Here is an 18,653-nt window from a genome sequence, read left to right as displayed (position 1 = left end):
CTCCTCTTATTTTTCAGAGATCATCTCAATAGCATCTCTTGGACACACATTAGCACATATACTACATCCTTTGCAATAATCATAATCAAATCCTATCATCTTACCTTCCTTAACTACTATACTGTCATCAGGACAATATACCCAACATATCATACAGTCAACACACTTCTCTCTATTCAAAATTGGCTTAAAGGTTCTCCACCCACCCGTTTTATTAACAACCGAAGTACCACCTTTAGCATAACCACCTATATTCAAATCAACAGACTTTACATCTCGACTCGCTAACAACATAGTTATCCTCCTATTATTTCATTCATACCCCTTTCAAAGGCAGTTATATTCTTACTAACTCCTTCCTCTCCAAGCTTCTTTATAAATTTGCTTCTTATGACAGCTTTAACTTTCTCAGGATCAATAACACCTGTAAGTTTGACAACTGCACCAAGCAAAGGTATGTTGGAAAAATCCCTACCAAAAAGCTCTATTGCAATCCCAGTAGCATTAAGTGTATACAACTTTATATTAGATGGTATTCTATACTTCTCTCTAACTTTTTCCGGATTCTCATTAGTATTCACAATAATAACCCCATCTTCCTTTATACCATCTACAACATTCTCAGCATTAAAAAGAGTTTCATCCATGACCACTATTACATCAGGATTAGTTATCTGATAATGTATCTCTATTTTATTCTTTGAGATTCTAGCATAAGCCTTAACTGGAGCTCCAGTTCTCTCTGCACCAAATTCCGGAAAAGATTGAGCATACATACCTATATCAATAGCAGATTCAGCTACAAGTTGAGCAGCTGTCTTAGCACCTTGTCCAGCCCTACCATGTATCCTTATATCGTAAAATTCTTTCACCAATACACTCATAAGGTATCCTCCTTGTTTTAAAAACATTTTAAGCGAAAAATTATACAATTTATAACTATATCTAAATACACTACCAAACTTGTATATTTTTAAACCTTCAATTCAATTTTCGAGAATTCTAATGAAATACAAAAAAACATTCAATTAGAGAAAATTCGAAGTTTAAAAAACGAATTAAAAATATTTATTATTAGCTCTAAGGAGGAGGATAAGTATGACTGATATAGGTATCCTTGTTATCAGAGTATTCTCAGGAGTTTTAATGGTACTACTACACGGTTGGACCAAAATGGTTGGTATATTTTACTTACTAAACGGCAAAGAATGGAAGTTTGTTGATACTGTTGCTAATATAGGTTTTCCGTTACCTGTATTATTCGCAATACTAGTAGGATTAATCGAGTTCTTGGGCGGTATAATGGTAACAGTAGGATTATTCACAAAAATAAGCTCAATTCTCCTTTCTCTAGTTATGCTCATCGCAACATATCACAATATAAGAATTGGAGCTCCATTTGAGTTATCTCTACTATATCTAGGAATATTCATAACACTCTCACTAACAAGTGCCGGTAGATTTTCACTTGATAATTACATAAGGAAAAGATAATGAACAAAATGATGTACACTATATACAAATACTCTTTGAAAAAAAAGTCACTCATCACTACATTACTTATAATACTAAACATTCTACTAGTCGCGAAAACACTGCACGGAGTCTATACCAAAAAGCTCGAAATAAGATTTACTATTCAAAATATAAATGATTTCACTATTATAAGTAACATAACATTCCTACAAAACAATAAAGGAATATCCCCTGGTTATTCTATCAATAACATATTTACAGGCACAGAAGGATTCATAAGCTGGGTTGAAGGAACATACAGAAATTTTATATTCTCAACAGCAAATCCAAATAACATATATCTGTACAACGACAAAAAAGTCGAAAATTTAGGAAGCATTCCCAACCATTCTATTGTAACAAGATTGAGAGTTATTGATAACTCAATATATATACTTACAGGTGAAAAAGGAGCCATCTATCTTCTCCTACCCTTTAGTAGTAATCCTCTACTTTTTATAGATGACAGTTATGTATGGGATGTATTTAAGTTAAAAGGTAGGTACTTCATTATAACTGGAAATAACGCATGTATATATGAGTTTAGAGGTAAAAATATCAGGAAAGTATTCGAAAACAAAAACGAAAAACACTTTCTTACAGTGGCAGGAGATGAAAATGGTGTATATATAGGATCAAGTGGAACAGGAACTATATATTTCTTTGATGGGGAAAACGTAAAACCACTAATATCTCTCAAAGACAACGAAATAACTGATATAAAAAAATATGGAGAATACCTAATCGTATCAACTTACAACATAACTCCTAATCAATCTCAACAAACATCTCAAGATAACAGAACATCATCCTTAACATCACCCCAAACCGTATTAAGAAACACTCAAGGTAATGTCTATAAAATAAGTATACAAACTAAAAGAATAGAACCATTGTTCAGTGAACTAGGTATAACATCTGCTGAAGTTTTTGGTAACAAGGTTTTCGCAACAACAATCGACGGCAAATTCATAGAATATTCTCTTGAAGACGGTACATTAAAATACTCAATAAATAACAGAAATTTTGTAAGTATATTCAAATTCAGTAATGAAATCGTTCTTTCAAGTGCTAATCCATCAGGCTTAGATTATATTGATTTGTCCCAATCTAATTTCCATGGATACATAGAAACAAGAGAAATTGAGGTAGGTAATGTATACAAATGGGGACGCATAAGATATGATGGAGAAATACCCATAGATTCAGTGATAAAATTCTTCATAAAAGGTGGTAACACTCCAAAGGAAGATCAAACCTGGTCAACTTGGACAGAAATAAAGGAATTCATTAAACTAGACACTTTTCAATACATAAAACTTAAAGTTGAAATTATATCAAAATCCTCAAATAACCTACCTATACTAAGAAGTGTTTCATTATACTACACTCCTAGGAATTCTAGACCTATCATATCTTCTTTTAGTGTGTCTCACAAAGAAGATAACCTCAACTTCGAATGGAAATCACTCGATCAAGATAATGATAAATTAAACTTCGATATATTTGTAAGAAACTACAACGAAACTCAATGGCAAAAATTAAATACTTCTCCCATAAACGATAATAGATTCTCAATAAGTAGATATACAATAGGTAACGGTATTTTTAACTTCATGCTAGTAGCAAGTGACTATCCCTCAAACCCCAAAGGCCTTGAACTTTATTCAACAAACTATATCGAAAACTACATATCAGACATCACACCCCCATCTATTAGAAACAAATCAGAAGTAAAAATTAGCAAAAAACACAATTTCACAGAGATAGAGTTTGAAATCTATGACAACTACTCATTAAAAGAAGTAACATACTCAACAGATGGTGGAAATATCTGGGAGTACATACTACCAGACGATGGAGTTATAGATAGCAGTATCGAAAAATTCAAGTTCAATTTGAACTTATCATCTGGAGTTTTAGTATTGAAAATAAAGGATGAATTTGATAACATATCAATAGAAAGAATTCCATTCTAAATCTAAGGAGACATCAAAACATGGACGAAATGTTGAAAACCCAATTTGATATATACTCAAAATTTGAAATCGCTTATACTAAGCGACAAACACCTCCTGAATACGCAGACAAAATAGAATTGTCAGAATTTTCTGAAAGACTACTCAAAGAGTTAAACATAAGACTATACAAACATCAAGCAGAGGCAATTGAAAAGTTTAACAATGGTAACAATGTAGCACTAGTTACCCCAACAGCATCAGGTAAAACATTATCGTACATTATATCTTACCTCGAAGAGCTATATAAAGAGGAAAATGCAACAGCACTCTATATAGCTCCTATAAATGCGCTAATAAACGATCAGTACAAAAAAATACAAGAATACCTTTCAAAAGCAGTTCCTTTTATTGAAGTCTATCCTCTAACTTCTGGGACAAGCGATAAAATAAGGGATAGAATAAAAAGTAGAGGACAATTCATCCTTACAAATCCAGAAATACTTATCTATTCTATGATACTTTACAACAAAAGTTGGGAAAGGTTTTGGAAAAATCTAAAGCTAATAGTAGTTGACGAAATACACGAAATGTCTGGTGTAAAAGGGTCTCACTTTGGCAACATCTTAAGAATAGTAAACGTATTAAATGACTTGTACGGAAACAATGCGAGATATTTTGCTTTATCAGGTACAATAGGTAATCCTAAATCATTCATAGAAACACTTTTTGGAAAAGAATTTGTAATAATAGATAGAAGTACTTCAGGTAATAACAAGATAGAATATCTATTACCATACAAAACATACCTACTCACATACGGTACTAACCAAAGAATTATTGACACACTAAATAACTTCGTACTAAATCTATCTAAGAAAACCCTAGTATTTGTAAAATCAAGAAGATTGGTTGAAAAAATAATAAAGTCGATTAAAAAAAATCCAAACCTTTCTAGACTTGTAAGTCCGTATAGGTCAGGATACGACCATAATGACAGAGTTGCTATCGAAAACATGTTTAAAGCAGGCAAGATAATGGGACTAATATCAACATCCGCTTTTGAAATGGGAATAGACATTGGAGATCTCGATGTAGTATGTGTAGTAGGATTTCCATCGTCAAGAATTTCTTTGAGACAGAGATTTGGCAGAACAGGAAGGATAAGAGAAGGTACTGTAATATTTTTCCCAACTGAAAACATACTTGATAATTACTTCTATTCAAATCCAAAAGAATTATTCTCAGACGAAGTAGAAAACTTAACAACAAATGTCCTAAACGATAGAATAATAGGATACTACATTTCTACCCTCATAATGTTATACAACGAATTAAAAGAAACTGATAGAAACTACATAACAGCAGACATAATCGAAAAGTACTGGGGACCAGAAGCAATATATTCAATAGAAAAATTCATAAGAAATCATAGCCATAGTGCAATAATATCAAATAGTACAAATACTGGAGATCGATATTTCTTCACAACAATTTCCAAAAACGAATTAAGAAAGATGATAAATATAAGAGGAATCGGAAAATCATTCGTTATCTATAATTCAAAAGATAACAAAAAGATTGGTGAAATAAGCATAAACAACCTATTTTGGGAATGTCATCCTGGTGGAGTTTACATGCACATGGGAGAAAATTTCGCTGTACAAAAAGTAGATTTCAATAATGATATTGTCACAGTATATCCAACACAGGAAGAAAAAATAACAGAAGTACTTAATGATAAAGACATTGAAATACTAGGAGTAATAAGATCTAAAAGGTTAAAAAATTTATCACTGAATTATTGCAAATTAAAAGTAAAAGAAATATTCACAGGATACTTAGTAATTGAATATTTAAGGAAACAACAAAAAGAAGAAGCAACCATAGAGAGAAAGGTAATAGAATACATAGAATACCCAAACCCATATATACTTGAGTATGAAACTGAAGGAATAGTCATCACATTTGATGGAGGAGAACTTAGAAAAATTATCAACTACAACAAAGATTATGAAATACTCGAAAGAAATATTTCATTAGAGAAATTTAAATTAAACGAAGAAAACATTCTAAGGTCTGGTCTACATGCAGCAGAACACGCAATAATAGGTATGTATCCTTCAGAGATAATATGTAGTAGAAGCGAAATAGGTGGATTATCATATGTTAGCGGAGGTAGCTCTCCAACTATATTCATATACGAAGGAATATCAGGAGGAGTAGGATATTCCGAAGTTGCATTTGAAAAATTTGAAAAAATAGTTGAAAGAGCACTATCGGCTATAAAAAGCTGTTATTGTAAGGAAGATAGTGGATGTCCTGCCTGCATCCAATCACCTAAGTGTGGTAACGCAAATACAATACTCTCAAAGCACATTGGTACTAAAATCCTTAACTTTATAATGGAATCACTGAAATCCCCAGCTAACGAAGAAAAAGAAACAATAACCCCAAAACTTATAAAGTACTCAATAACACATCTTAAAAAAGAAATGCCTTATCTCGAGAATAACGAAAAGTATGGTTACTATAACCTTCTAGAATATCCTCTCGAAAAGTTTAAAAAACCTATAGTCTTTGACATAGAGACACAAAAATATTCTTACGAAGTTGGAGGATGGGATAACGCAAAAGATATGTTAGTCTCAATAGCAGTTGTGTATGACATAAAAGAAGACAAAATACTGATATTCAACGAAAATAACATAAAACTTTTGATAGAATTACTCTTCTCATCAGATATAGTTATAGGATACAACTCTAGAAACTTCGATTATAAAGTCTTATCTAGATACGATAGTAGATTCGAAATTTGCGACTCTGTGAAAACTTTTGATATTCTCAACGATCTTTTGAAAAAACATATAGGTGACACAAAAGTTTCTCTAAACAATCTTATCAGAAACAACATAAATCCCCAAGGCAAAACTACTCATAGCAAAGATATACCAAACTTCTTTAGAGAAGGTAAAATTGAAACTGTAATAAAACATTGTGAAGAGGATGTAATTTATACTTACAAAATAATGAAAAAAATACTAGAAGACAAATACTTAAAGTACGAACACAAAAATCAAATTTACAGCATAGAATTTAACGAAGTAATCTTTAGATTCAAACTTTAACAACTTATTCTATAACAAACGATAAATCAACAACTTTGAAACTCATAGTCAACTTACTTGAGGATACGAAGTCAATAGGCGCATTAACTTTAACGAGATCTCTGATTTTATCAATGTCAATATTTCCAGATGCTTCAACTATTATGTTTGGATTGATAGACTTTATGTACTCCGCAGAAGCTTTTATATCATTTACAGACATATTATCAAGCATTATAACATCGGCACCAGCCTCAACAGCTTTCTTAACTTGCTCCATATTTTCACATTCAACTTCAACCTTATGCATAGGTGAATACTCTTTAGCCATCCTTACTAACTTTTGTATATCTCCCTCAAAGACTACTATGTGATTGTCTTTTATCATTATCATATCGTACAAACCAAACCTATGATTAACTCCACCACCTACTCTAACAGCATATTTCTGAAAAAACCTAAGTCCAGGTATTGTTTTCCTGGTATCTAGAATACCAAATTTACCTTCAGTAGCATTTACAAACTCTCTTGTAGTGGTTGATATTGATATAAGTATTGTAAGTATGTTAAGCAGAGTCCTCTCAATAGAGAGGAGCATCTTAGCACTCCCCTCTAGGGAGAATATCTTCGTACCCTTTGTAAATTCTTCACCATCCTTAAGAGAACAACTCTTTATACCAAAATCTTTCTCCAAAACAATTGAGAATATTTCACCTACAAAAACTCCTCTATCATTTGCTTGTATATAAGCTTGATCTTTTCTATTGGGTATTATGTTGGATATTATATCGTTGTTATTAGTATCTTCAAAAAGAGTATTCTGAAAAAGATTTTTACTAGCATTATACAGATTTATATCGTAATAGAACATAGTTATCTCTTGGCTTTCCCTTGAGCCGCTACAGATTCTATTGCTTTTTGTATCTCTTCTGGATCTCCTAGATAATACTTATTGATAGGTTTGAGATTTTGATCAAGCTCGTAAACAAGCGGTATACCAGTAGGTATATTTAACTCAACTATATCACTATCAGATATGTTATCAAGATACTTTACTAATGCTCTCAAACTATTTCCATGGGCTGCGATTATAACTCTCTTCCCCTGCTTTATAGTTGGTGCTAAGACTTCATTCCAATACGGTATCACTCTTGCCACTGTATCTTTCAAACTTTCATGGAGAGGTAACTCTTCTGGCTTTAGATCTTTATATCTGGGATCGTTTCCTGGATACCTTGGATCTGTTTTTTCAAGGGGTGGTGGAGGAACATCATAACTTCTTCTCCATATTTTTACTTGATCTTCACCATACTTCTCTGCCATTTCTGACTTATTAAGACCTTGAAGTGCTCCATAATGCCTTTCGTTAAGTCTCCAGTGTTTATATTCAGGTATCCACAACAAGTCCATCTCCGCAAGAATAATATGCAATGTATTTATAGCTCTCTTCAAAACTGATGTAAAAGCCACATCAAACATATATCCATTATCCCTAAGAACTCGTCCTGCCTTTTTTGCTTCTTCAACACCCTTTTCTGAAAGATCAACATCAGTCCAACCAGTAAATCTGTTTTCTTTGTTCCAAACACTTTCTCCGTGTCTAACAAGAACCAACTTGTACATATTATACCTCCTGGATGTAATTATAAAATATCCACACTATACTATTCCAACAGAAAATATGAAACATAAATACTAAATAAATACACGTTATGTTTTTGAATTTATATTACTACTGTTTTTATAATTTCTTAAGGAGATATGGTAAATGGACAATTCAAGGCTGATAGCAGTTCGTGATCTTCTTGTATCCTTGTTTAACCCTGATTTTATATCTTACGAATACCCATACTGGTTCCTCGAAGGAAATTGCTCAAAAAACAGAGATATAGTTATGGAAATAATAGATAGCATTCCTGGAATTATAATAGAAGGTTTCTCATTGAGAAAAATAGACCAAGAAATCTATAGATATACCGTTAAGTTTTCATTCGAAGAAGATAAAAATGTAATAGGAGAAGTATTTAACTTTCAAGACGATATCGAGGAGGAATAATACATGGATAAAATGGGTCTAACACCCAGAGAAATAGTTGAAGAATTAAGTAAATATATAATAGGCCAAAACGAAGCTAAAAAAGCTGTTGCTATAGCATTGAGAAACAGAAATAGAAGAAAAATGCTACCAGAGGGTATAAAAGAAGATATAATACCTAAAAACATCTTAATGATAGGCCCCACAGGTGTAGGTAAAACAGAAATAGCAAGACGAATAGCAAGTATAATAAACGCTCCTTTTGTGAAAGTAGAAGCAACAAAATTTACAGAAATAGGATATATAGGCAGAAATGTTGAATCCATGGTTAGAGATCTAGTAAATGTTGCCTATAGTATGGTAAAAAAAGAGTACATATCAAAAAACATAGACAAATACGGTAGAAAAGCTAATGAAATAATATACAAATATCTAACTAAGTCGAATCCTGCTATACTGGAACTCGACAAAAGCATGGTAATTGAGCAAATAAGAAAAGGCATCTATGACGATGTAATAATTGAAATAGAAATAGAAGAACCACCTAGACTTGATAACACTATGTCATTTGAAGAAATGTTAGAAACAGGCAATTTTTCAAACATTATAGATATACAAAACCCACTAGACATGATATTCGGCCCAAAAGAAAAAAAGAAGAAAAAAAGAGTTTCAGTCAAAGAGGCAAAGATAATTTTATCTTCAATAGAATCAGAAAAATCTATTAACCCAAGTGATATAGCAGAAGAAGCAAAAAAAAGAGCAGAAGAAGACGGTATAATATTTATTGATGAGATAGACAAACTTATAAGTAAAGGCGAAACATCAGGCCCTAATGTATCAAGAGAAGGAGTACAAAGAGATTTATTACCAATCGTTGAAGGAACATCCGTCAATACTAAATATGGGCCTGTACGCACAGATCACATACTATTCATCGCAGCAGGTGCATTTTCAAAAAATAAACCCTCAGATCTTATAGCAGAACTACAAGGTAGATTTCCAGTAAGAGTAGAACTAAAACCTCTATCAAAAGAAGATCTAAAAAGAATTCTAGTTGAACCCAAAAATGCTCTCGTGAAACAATATAAACTATTACTACAAACAGAAGGAGTTGAACTAGAATTCGAAGAAGATGCTATAGATAAAATAGCAGAAATAGCATACGAATCAAACCAAAAACTTGAAAACATAGGTGCAAGAAGATTATACACAGTCATGGAAAAATTATTAGAAGATATTGCTTTTCAAGTACCAGATGTTGAAGATAAGAAAATAATCATAACAAAATCATTCGTAGAAAACAAACTATCAGATATAATACAAAATGAAGATTTAGCAAAGTATGTCCTCTAAGAAACCTATACTCCTACTATATGATATCGATGGTACACTTGTAGTACTTGACAAAACAGGCAGATTGATCTACCAAGAAGCATTGTCACAAGTCCTAAATAAAGAAATATCTTTGAATAGCGTTGACTGGGTAGGTACAACAGATATCGAAATAATACACAAAGTAATACAAGACAATGGTTTTTACGGCAAGGATTCTGTTATCAAGATGTTTCAGGTATTTGAAAGAATATCATTCATGTTTAGAGAAATAGTTGATAAAACCCCTGAAAAGATAAAATTACTACCTTATGCTTACGAGATATCTGAGTGGAGTTATAATAACTACTACAATTGTCTTCTAACGGGGAATATAAAGGAAGTAGCATATATGAAACTATCACCTTTCAAAATTGACAAATTTTTTCCTGTCGGAGCCTTCGGAGACGAAAAAAAAGAAAGAACTAAATTAGTCCCAATAGCAATAAGGAGATCTGAAGAATATTACAAAACAACATTTTCAAAATATCTTATAATTGGAGATTCTCATCGAGATATAATAGCGGCAAGAGAAAATAACATCCCTTGCGCAATAGTAACAACTGGTAAGATGAAAAGAGAAGAACTCGAAAAATATAATCCCAACTACATTATTGAATCACTCAATGAACTACCAAATATAATAAAAAAACTAGAAAACCAACGAAATCAATTCTAGGAATAAAATAAAAGTAACTTAACAATCAAAAACTAAAAATTACAGAGTACTGAAAACATAATTTTACAATAGAAAAAAGTAAAATACCGAAACAACCTATAAAAAAGTACAACCACATAAACCTGAAAAAAACTTAAAGCCCCCTTTTTTGGGGGCTAAAAACTACTTCTTCTCTTCAGTTATTGCTCCTCTTTTACTCAACATCACTGCAATACCTAGCAATATAATCGCAAAAACTACAATTGAAAGCTTCAACCATACTGAGAGCTCGAGTATTACAACAGGCGCTATTAGCAGTGAAACAAGATTTATGACCTTTATAAGAGGATTAAGCGAAGGACCTGCAGTATCTTTGAAAGGATCTCCTACAGTATCACCAACAACTGCTGCCTTATGTTCATCAGTTCCTTTACCACCAAGAAAACCATCTTCTATCTTTTTCTTAGCATTATCCCAGACACCACCTGAATTAGCCATAAACACCGCAAGTAATTGTCCCGTTAATATCGCACCTGCTAAAAATCCACCAAGAGCTTGTGCTCCTAGTAAAAACCCAACTAGTATTGGTGAAAATATTGCTAGTATACCTGGCCCTATCAATTCTTTCTGTGCTGCTGCAGTAACAATATCTACTGTCTTACCGTAGTCTGGTTTTTCCTTCCATTCCATTATACCTGGTTTCTCTCTAAATTGTCTTCTGACTTCTTCGACAACCAAAAATGCTGCTCTACCAACTGCCTTTATAGCAAATGACGAAAACAAAAATGGAACAGCACCACCTATCAAAAGACCTATAAACACATCTGGTAAATTAATCTGTATACCTTTCAAAAACAGTTGTGCTTCATCTATAAAAGACCTAAATAATGATATTGCTGCAATAACAGCAGTAGCAATTGCCAATCCTTTAGTTAATGCTTTTGTAGTATTACCAATAGCATCCATTCTATCGAGCACTTTACTTGCTTTTTGATCTTTAACACCTGACATCTCAAATATACCATGAGCATTATCTGTTATAGGCCCATAAGTATCCATGGCAAGTATGTATCCTGTTGTTGTTAGAAGTCCTAAACCAGTCAATGCGATACTATATGCTGCAAGGGAAAGATTATCTGGAAATACCAATAATGCTCCACCTATAGTACCCGCTATAACAACTATAGCCCAAACAGTTGACTCAAGACCAACACCCATACCTGTCAGTATTACCGTAGCAGGCCCTGTTTTACTAGAATAGGAAACCTCAGTAGCAGGCTTCTTATCAGGATGAGTAAAGTAATCTGTCAACCACATCGTAACAACAGCAAGGAAAATACCTATTGAAGGTGGTATGAGAAATCTAAAATCAGGTTGACCCGTATTAGGATCTATTATGTAGAAATATATCACAATAGCAAAACCTATAATAGAGAGTATAGATGACACTATATAGCCTCTATTTATACCTCTCATCGGATCTTGCTCATCTTCCTTCATTCTGACACTCCAAACCCCAACCATTGATGAAAAAACACCTATTGCTCTAAGTATGAGTGGAAACATTATAAGCTTAAGAGCAAACATTTCAGCATTTTGTCCATAAGTTTGTGTAAACACAGGATCAAGCAATGTTGCTGCAGCAAGTATTATTGCAGCAACCAACGTAACTTCATAAGACTCAAAGACATCAGCAGTCATACCTGCACAATCTCCGACATTATCTCCTACATTATCAGCAATAGTTGCAGCATTTCTTGGATCATCTTCAGGAATACCTTTTTCTACTTTACCTACAAGATCTGCTCCAACATCAGCAGCCTTTGTATAAATTCCACCACCTACCCTCATAAATAGAGCAGCAAGTGCAGCACCAAATCCAAAACCAACCAAAACCTTCATTGCTTCTTCCCTGAACGCCATAAAGATTATAGTAGCACCCAATAAGCCAAATCCCAACGTAAACATTCCAGAAACTGCTCCAGCCCTAAAAGAAACTTTTAAAGCGTCAGAAAAACTTTTTGTCAAAGCAGTATAAGCAGTCCTAACATTAGCTTTAACGGAAAGCCACATCCCAACAAAACCAGCACCATATGAAGCAAAAACTCCCATCAAAAATGCAATAGCTATACCCAAAGGTAATCTAATATCAGTATATACAGTGCTATATACAAAAAATAGAACAATCATCAAACCTATGATAAACCATATCATTGTATTGAACTGTCTTCTCAAATACGCCATAGCACCTTCTTCTATAGCAGAAGATACTTCTAGCATTTTTTTATCATCTACATTAACCCTTATAACATACCTTACAAGAAATAATCCATACACTAGAGCAACAATAGAACTAGCAAGAACAAAAAATAGTATCCCCCATTCAACGGGGCCAAACTGCGGTAGTGTTATCTTACCTTCCATAAAAAACCTCCGTCAGCCTTGATTATCAATGAAAGGAAAAGGTTTTTCAATAAATCAGTTAAATGACATGACCAAGACTACTTTTGATTCTGTACCTATAAGCCACCTACTCTATTAATAGGCCAAAATCTAAACACTCCTTTACCAACAAGTAAACTCTCAGGTACTAATCCCCAATATCTACTATCACTACTCTCGTCTCTATTATCCCCCATAGCAAAATAGTAACCTTCAGGTATCCTATTACTCTTAAGAGATTCTTTAATCTTATCTATATCATTCTTAAAGTATTCCAGATTAGGTAAGTAAACTTCAGGCACACCTTGCGACATCAAAGCTAACCTAGTATCACTATCATACAAATAGTATAGATTTGAGATATGAAAATTTCTAACAACTCCATCATCAAACATAACTTCACGTCTTATCTTTATAACCCAACTCTGATTGTTAAAATACTCTCTAAAGTAACTCCACCCGTTTTGATTATCAATAAACTCTAAATTTAATGGCACACCATTCACATAAACACGGTTACTTATTATATCTATACTATCTCCCGGAAGACCTATAACCCTTTTTACAAAGTACTTAGGTTCATTATCAACATTAACAAGAGAAAATGTCATAAGAGTTATAAGTTCTCTTAAGAATCCTGGCGATCGATAAGTTGGATTCTTAAAAACTATTATATCCCCTCTCTCTGGTTTGTAAAAACCAGGAGTTTTTAAATTAACTATAGGAAAGTTTATACCATAAGTTGGTTTGATAACTATTATCCTATCACCTACCATTATTGTTGGTACCATAGAACCTGTTGGTATAGCAAATGCTTCAAGTAAAAGCAGTCTAATCACAAATGCTATAACGTAAGCTTCTCCTATAACTCTAAGGTTCTCTAAAACTACTTCTTTAAAAGTCTTTTTCGGCTTAGGTTCTTTCATCATCGTTCCTTCAGGTTGAAGTTAAGTATAACTAGTAAATTCGTATTCTTTCAAGTTGTTTTGAAAAAGAAAAATAGCCAATCAAAAATAAATTTTATTATATCTTTCGATAATTTCATAGGCCACTAAAACATTTTACAAACTTCAGTCTAAGCGCTACTAATATTTATAATTAACCAGTGAGGGAGTAAATCTATGCTTGAAGAAACATATATACCACAGAGCTTTGAAGAAAAGATTCTAGAAGAATATCTATCAAAAGGGCTTTATAGCTCAAAAGGTAGTGGTGATAAATTCTGCATAATGATACCACCCCCAAACGTAACAAGTGTACTACACATGGGACACGGCCTTAATAATACCATTCAAGATGTACTTATAAGGTATAAGAGAATGTGTGGATACGACTCTTTATGGGTACCTGGAACAGATCATGCAGGTATAGCAACACAAAATGTAGTAGAGAAAAAATTAGCAAAAGTAGGAAAAACAAGATTTGACTTAGGTAGAGAAGAATTCATAAAAGAAGTTTGGAAATGGAAAGAAGAACACGGAGCTACTATAATAAAGCAACTTAAAAGAATAGGAGCATCCTGTGATTGGAATTATGAAAGATTTACGATGGATGAAGGACTTTCTAGAGCAGTATTAGAAGCTTTTGTTTCTCTTTACAAGAAGGGATTAGTCTACAGAGGAGAATATATAATTAATTGGTGCCCTAGATGTAGCACTGCTCTAGCAGATGACGAAGTTGAATATGAAGAAAAATCAAGTAACTTATGGCATATAAGATATCCAATATCAAATAGTAATGGAGAATATATAGTAGTAGCTACTACAAGACCTGAAACAATGCTTGGAGATACAGCCATAGCAGTAAATCCCAACGATAAAAGATATAAACACCTTATAGGTAAGAAAGTCATTCTACCACTTGTAAATAGAGAGATACCTCTAATATCAGATGAATATGTTGATATGGAATTTGGAACCGGATGTTTGAAAATAACACCAGGACATGATCCCAATGACTTTGAAATTGGTAAAAAATATAATCTACCCATTATTAACATATTTAATGATGATGCCACTCTTAACGACAACGTACCCGAAAAGTACAGAAATCTCGATAGGTTTGAAGCTAGAAAAGTCATAGTGAATGACTTAGAAACACTAGGATTGCTTGAAAAAACAGAACCTTACAAACACTCAGTAGGTCACTGTTACAGATGCAACACAATAATAGAGCCAAAAGTTTCGAAACAATGGTTTGTTAAAATGAAACCACTCGCTGAACCTGCTATAAAAGCAGCTGAAGAAGGAAAAATAAGATTCTTTCCAGAAAGATGGAAAAAAGTCTATTTGAATTGGCTTTATAATGTGAAAGATTGGTGTATTTCTAGACAAATATGGTGGGGACATAGAATACCTGTCTGGTATTCTGAAGAAGGTAACATAAACGTATTTGAATATAACGACTTCGATGACAAAGGTAAATATCCTGTAATATTTTATATAATCTTTGATCTTTGGATATCTTCTAGAATAAGTGAAATATTTACACCTGAAGAGGTCACTGAAGTACTAAAATCTGACTCAATAGTCGACGCAAACAAACCTAAAAAGAGAACAACAAAAGAAGTTTACCTTGAAATTCATAAAGATAAAATTACCCTAAATGATGATCTATCTATTCTGGATGATCCTTCTAAATTAAAATCCTACTTCGAAGAAAACGTTCAAGATAAAAATAAAGGTTTTCTAAGAAGAATTGGTGAAAAATATACAATTGCAATAAAAGATAAGAAAACAGGTAGCATAAATCTAAAAAGAGATGGAGATGTTTTGGATACATGGTTTTCCTCTTGGTTATGGCCATTTTCCACACTTGGGTGGCCTAACAAAACAAAAGAACTCGAAAGATACTATCCAACAGATGTGTTAGTCACAGGAGCAGATATACTTTTTTTCTGGGTTGCCAGGATGATAATGGCCGGATACGTATTTCTCGGAGAAAAACCATTTACTGATATTTACCTACATGGAGCAGTACTCGATGAAAAAGGAAGGAAAATGAGTAAATCACTAGGTAATGGCATTGATCCTCTCGACGTCATAAAAGAGTATGGTGCAGATGCACTTAGATTCACTTCAGTATTTCTCGCACCAATAGGACAAAACTTAAGACTCTCCATAGAAAAATTTAAGATAGGTTCAAAATTCGCAAACAAAATATGGAACGCCTCAAGATTTATACTAACAAATTACGAAAATCTAAAATCACAAATCAAAGAAATCTATTCACTAGAAGAACTACTCAACCAAGATCTTGACGCTGTTGATAAATGGATAATATCTCTATTCAACACAATTGTCTCAAAAGTTAAAAAAGCATTTGAAGAATACAGATTAAGTGATATAGCATCAATACTCCATGAATTTTTCTGGGATAATTTCTGCGATTGGTACATAGAAATATCCAAAGTAAAGCTAACAACAGATAAAAAAGATATAACTATCTCAGTACTCCTGAACATCCTTGTGGGATTTTTGAAGCTTCTACATCCTATCATGCCATTCATAACCGAAAGAATATACAAAGAAATACCTCAAGAATTAAAAGATAAAGAGTATCTTATAGTTTCTTCTTACCCACAGCCTAACTCAAAGCTAGAAAACGCTCAAGCAGAAGAAACATTTGAAATCTTAAAAGAAATTGTATACAACATAAGGCAAATAAGAGGTATACTCAACATAAAACCATCTGAAGAAGTTGATATCAGGATAAGCATTAACCTACCAGAGTTTGAAAACAAAGTAAAATCTATTATGTCTAATGAAATATTTGCTAACATAGTAAAGAAACTATCAAAGACAAGAAATATCCTTGATGTAGGGAAAATGACCAAAAACTTTGGAGAAGCAGGAGCAGTCGGTAGATTTACTTCTGTACTAATACCAGTTAATGGTTTGGTGGAAGTAGAAAAAGAAAAAAGTAGAATAGTCAAGGAAATAAATAGACTAAAAGGAATACTATCCTCTATTGAAGCAAAACTATCAAACAAAGACTTCATAGAAAGAGCTCCTCAAGAAGTTATCGAAGATGAGAAAGAAAAACAAAGACAATTTTCAAAAATGATAAAAGAAATGGAAGAAATAATAGAGAAAATATAACACCAAGGATCATTTTAACATGGTTACAATAATAGCTATCATAGTACTCATAACCACCGTAGTATTTTTATTACTAAAAAAAGAATTTTTGTATGCCATTATAATCGGATTAATGTTTCTCGTTTCAATACCTTTTGTCATGAATATCAATATTCTAACTCCAAAAGAACCTAACGTTGTATTAATGGTTGATTATTCCGAAAGTTCAAAAGATAAAGTTAAACCTATTGAAACCAAACTAACAAAGCTAGAGTTTGACTTCATAAGAAAGTTTGGAATTCCTTACAACAAAGAAGACGATTTCGCAAATCTCAACGAAAAAGACTTTTACCTTATTTTATCTGACTTCTTATTTGAAATACCAAATGAGATAAAATCCAAAAGCAATATAATGTTTATCCACATAGGCAATAGCCTCCAAACTAACCACCTAATAAAAGAGATCTACACTACAAACATAGGGCAAGTTGAATACTTGACAATAGATATGATAGCCATTTCCGAAATCAGAATTTTAGATAAAACAAAAAGATCTTCATTATACAAAGAATACAAAAAACAACATCTAATTCAAACATCATCTCTACCTGAAGAATTCATAATCTCATCACTCAACACAAATATAGCCTATAAACTACCAAACATAGCTTCTGTTGGTATTTTTTGGTTCGAATTAAACAGAGATCTTAAAAATATAGTAGGAGTACTCAAAACGCTAGGATATAAATATGAATTATTTGCCAACATAAGAAAAGAAAATCCTCTCAGGATAACCAACAAGTTCAAAAATCTCATCATCGGCTACCCAAAAGGCAAAAACATAAACATAGAAGAAATAATAAAACAAACTGATGAAAATAGTAGAATATTAGTGATATCACCCGATGAAGAGTTCATCAAAAATATAATATCCTTCTCAAAAATCAGAAACATGAAACTATCATCAGAAGACTTCACTTACAATCAAAAACTCGGCATTATTGATATAGACTTCGACTACCCTGTTTTGATTGATAATGCTTTTAAGTACAGTTTTCCAAAAATTCCAAGCGAAGTTATACCCTTAGACAATTCTGGAATAGTTATCTACTTCAACTATCTAGAGAGAGAATTTATACTAGTTTTGATCGAAGACGTATCGAAAGTTGATATTGAGAACATAAAGGTTGGTATTTATTCTACTTTTTTCTTTGATCTTTTCAGCGAGCTATGTAAATTCTTATTGAAAGAGAATCATAGTAATGACAAAATAGTACTTCAAGAGAGTGCTTTTAGTGGAAGCACAAAACCAACAGAAAATAGTATATACTACGAAGAAGTATCGAAACAGTTTATCAACAAGATCAAAAAAAACTATTCAACAACAGTACTTGATACTTTAAAGATAGATATTTCATCTTTTTGGTTTATCATGGTTGGAGTAATATTAATTTTAGGATTAAAGTGGATTTTTAGAAGGTAATT

General features: G+C 32.6%; 14 protein-coding genes. 8 read left to right on the top strand and 6 right to left on the bottom strand.

The window, feature by feature from the left end; all coding sequences use genetic code 11:
- Nucleotides 1-6 precede the first annotated feature (6 nt).
- Together porD and N2712_00425 are read right to left on the bottom strand one after the other, a co-directional pair.
- Nucleotides 7-294 (bottom strand): pyruvate synthase subunit PorD, encoded by a 288-nt coding sequence (gene porD, locus N2712_00430; protein MCX8028447.1) that lies wholly within the window; start codon nucleotides 292-294, stop codon nucleotides 7-9.
- A gap of 2 nt (nucleotides 295-296) precedes the next feature.
- A complete protein-coding gene (locus N2712_00425) occupies nucleotides 297-884 on the bottom strand; it encodes a 2-oxoacid:acceptor oxidoreductase family protein (GenBank protein MCX8028446.1) in 588 nt (195 codons plus the stop codon).
- 214 nt (nucleotides 885-1,098) lie between these two features.
- On the opposite strand from N2712_00425, the gene N2712_00420 reads away from it, so the two are divergent.
- From N2712_00420 to N2712_00410, 3 genes are read left to right on the top strand one after another with little or no spacing between them, the layout of a single operon-like run.
- On the top strand, nucleotides 1,099-1,494 hold the full coding sequence (locus N2712_00420; GenBank protein ID MCX8028445.1) for a DoxX family protein: 396 nt from the start codon (nucleotides 1,099-1,101) through the stop codon (nucleotides 1,492-1,494).
- 11 nt (nucleotides 1,495-1,505) lie between these two features.
- Nucleotides 1,506-3,494: a hypothetical protein gene (locus N2712_00415; GenBank protein ID MCX8028444.1), complete on the top strand. Its 1,989-nt coding sequence runs from the start codon at nucleotides 1,506-1,508 to the stop codon at nucleotides 3,492-3,494.
- A 20-nt stretch (nucleotides 3,495-3,514) separates the two neighbouring features.
- Nucleotides 3,515-6,601 carry a DEAD/DEAH box helicase gene (locus N2712_00410; protein MCX8028443.1) on the top strand — a complete coding sequence of 1,029 codons (3,087 nt, stop codon included), beginning with the start codon at nucleotides 3,515-3,517 and terminating at the stop codon, nucleotides 6,599-6,601.
- A 4-nt stretch (nucleotides 6,602-6,605) separates the two neighbouring features.
- Here N2712_00410 and nadC read toward each other — a convergent pair whose 3' ends face one another.
- Together nadC and gpmA are read right to left on the bottom strand one after the other, a co-directional pair.
- Nucleotides 6,606-7,451: a carboxylating nicotinate-nucleotide diphosphorylase gene (gene nadC, locus N2712_00405; protein MCX8028442.1), complete on the bottom strand. Its 846-nt coding sequence runs from the start codon at nucleotides 7,449-7,451 to the stop codon at nucleotides 6,606-6,608.
- A 2-nt stretch (nucleotides 7,452-7,453) separates the two neighbouring features.
- Nucleotides 7,454-8,203 (bottom strand): 2,3-diphosphoglycerate-dependent phosphoglycerate mutase, encoded by a 750-nt coding sequence (gene gpmA / locus N2712_00400; GenBank protein MCX8028441.1) that lies wholly within the window; start codon nucleotides 8,201-8,203, stop codon nucleotides 7,454-7,456.
- A 145-nt stretch (nucleotides 8,204-8,348) separates the two neighbouring features.
- Between gpmA and N2712_00395 the strand changes: the two genes are divergently transcribed.
- The 3 genes from N2712_00395 to N2712_00385 are packed head-to-tail and all read left to right on the top strand — an operon-like array spanning nucleotide 8,349 to nucleotide 10,668.
- Entirely contained in the window at nucleotides 8,349-8,636 is a 288-nt protein-coding gene (locus N2712_00395; protein ID MCX8028440.1) for a hypothetical protein, read from the top strand.
- A 3-nt stretch (nucleotides 8,637-8,639) separates the two neighbouring features.
- Nucleotides 8,640-9,971: an ATP-dependent protease ATPase subunit HslU gene (gene hslU / locus N2712_00390; protein MCX8028439.1), complete on the top strand. Its 1,332-nt coding sequence runs from the start codon at nucleotides 8,640-8,642 to the stop codon at nucleotides 9,969-9,971.
- Nucleotides 9,961-10,668 carry an HAD hydrolase-like protein gene (locus tag N2712_00385; protein MCX8028438.1) on the top strand — a complete coding sequence of 236 codons (708 nt, stop codon included), beginning with the start codon at nucleotides 9,961-9,963 and terminating at the stop codon, nucleotides 10,666-10,668. Before hslU ends, N2712_00385 begins: the two co-directional genes overlap by 11 nt.
- A 162-nt stretch (nucleotides 10,669-10,830) precedes the next feature.
- On the opposite strand, the gene N2712_00380 is transcribed toward N2712_00385, so the two are convergent.
- A complete protein-coding gene (locus tag N2712_00380) occupies nucleotides 10,831-13,071 on the bottom strand; it encodes a sodium-translocating pyrophosphatase (protein MCX8028437.1) in 2,241 nt (746 codons plus the stop codon).
- Nucleotides 13,072-13,166: 95 nt separating this feature from the next.
- A complete protein-coding gene (gene lepB / locus N2712_00375) occupies nucleotides 13,167-14,018 on the bottom strand; it encodes a signal peptidase I (GenBank protein ID MCX8028436.1) in 852 nt (283 codons plus the stop codon).
- A 192-nt stretch (nucleotides 14,019-14,210) separates the two neighbouring features.
- Between lepB and N2712_00370 the strand changes: the two genes are divergently transcribed.
- Nucleotides 14,211-17,189: a valine--tRNA ligase gene (locus tag N2712_00370; protein ID MCX8028435.1), complete on the top strand. Its 2,979-nt coding sequence runs from the start codon at nucleotides 14,211-14,213 to the stop codon at nucleotides 17,187-17,189.
- 19 nt (nucleotides 17,190-17,208) lie between these two features.
- Entirely contained in the window at nucleotides 17,209-18,651 is a 1,443-nt protein-coding gene (locus tag N2712_00365; protein ID MCX8028434.1) for a hypothetical protein, read from the top strand.
- Nucleotides 18,652-18,653: the final 2 nt, after the last annotated feature.

The sequence above is a fragment of the Brevinematales bacterium genome (genome assembly GCA_026415355.1).
GTDB lineage: Bacteria > Spirochaetota > Brevinematia > DTOW01 > DTOW01 > SKYB106.
This window is presented reverse-complemented; position numbering and strand designations above follow the sequence as displayed.

Bases quoted from the DNA above. Each gene is read 5' to 3' on its own strand.
- porD (MCX8028447.1), bottom strand. From the start codon at position 294: ATGTTGTTAGCGAGTCGAGATGTAAAGTCTGTTGATTTGAATATAGGT.
- N2712_00370 (MCX8028435.1), top strand. From the start codon at position 14,211: ATGCTTGAAGAAACATATATACCACAGAGCTTTGAAGAAAAGATTCTA.
- gpmA (MCX8028441.1), bottom strand. From the start codon at position 8,203: ATGTACAAGTTGGTTCTTGTTAGACACGGAGAAAGTGTTTGGAACAAA.
- N2712_00365 (MCX8028434.1), top strand. From the start codon at position 17,209: ATGGTTACAATAATAGCTATCATAGTACTCATAACCACCGTAGTATTT.
- N2712_00395 (MCX8028440.1), top strand. From the start codon at position 8,349: ATGGACAATTCAAGGCTGATAGCAGTTCGTGATCTTCTTGTATCCTTG.
- N2712_00415 (MCX8028444.1), top strand. From the start codon at position 1,506: ATGTACACTATATACAAATACTCTTTGAAAAAAAAGTCACTCATCACT.
- hslU (MCX8028439.1), top strand. From the start codon at position 8,640: ATGGATAAAATGGGTCTAACACCCAGAGAAATAGTTGAAGAATTAAGT.
- N2712_00380 (MCX8028437.1), bottom strand. From the start codon at position 13,071: ATGGAAGGTAAGATAACACTACCGCAGTTTGGCCCCGTTGAATGGGGG.
- N2712_00410 (MCX8028443.1), top strand. From the start codon at position 3,515: ATGGACGAAATGTTGAAAACCCAATTTGATATATACTCAAAATTTGAA.
- nadC (MCX8028442.1), bottom strand. From the start codon at position 7,451: ATGTTCTATTACGATATAAATCTGTATAATGCTAGTAAAAATCTTTTT.
- N2712_00420 (MCX8028445.1), top strand. From the start codon at position 1,099: ATGACTGATATAGGTATCCTTGTTATCAGAGTATTCTCAGGAGTTTTA.
- lepB (MCX8028436.1), bottom strand. From the start codon at position 14,018: ATGATGAAAGAACCTAAGCCGAAAAAGACTTTTAAAGAAGTAGTTTTA.
- N2712_00385 (MCX8028438.1), top strand. From the start codon at position 9,961: ATGTCCTCTAAGAAACCTATACTCCTACTATATGATATCGATGGTACA.
- N2712_00425 (MCX8028446.1), bottom strand. From the start codon at position 884: ATGAGTGTATTGGTGAAAGAATTTTACGATATAAGGATACATGGTAGG.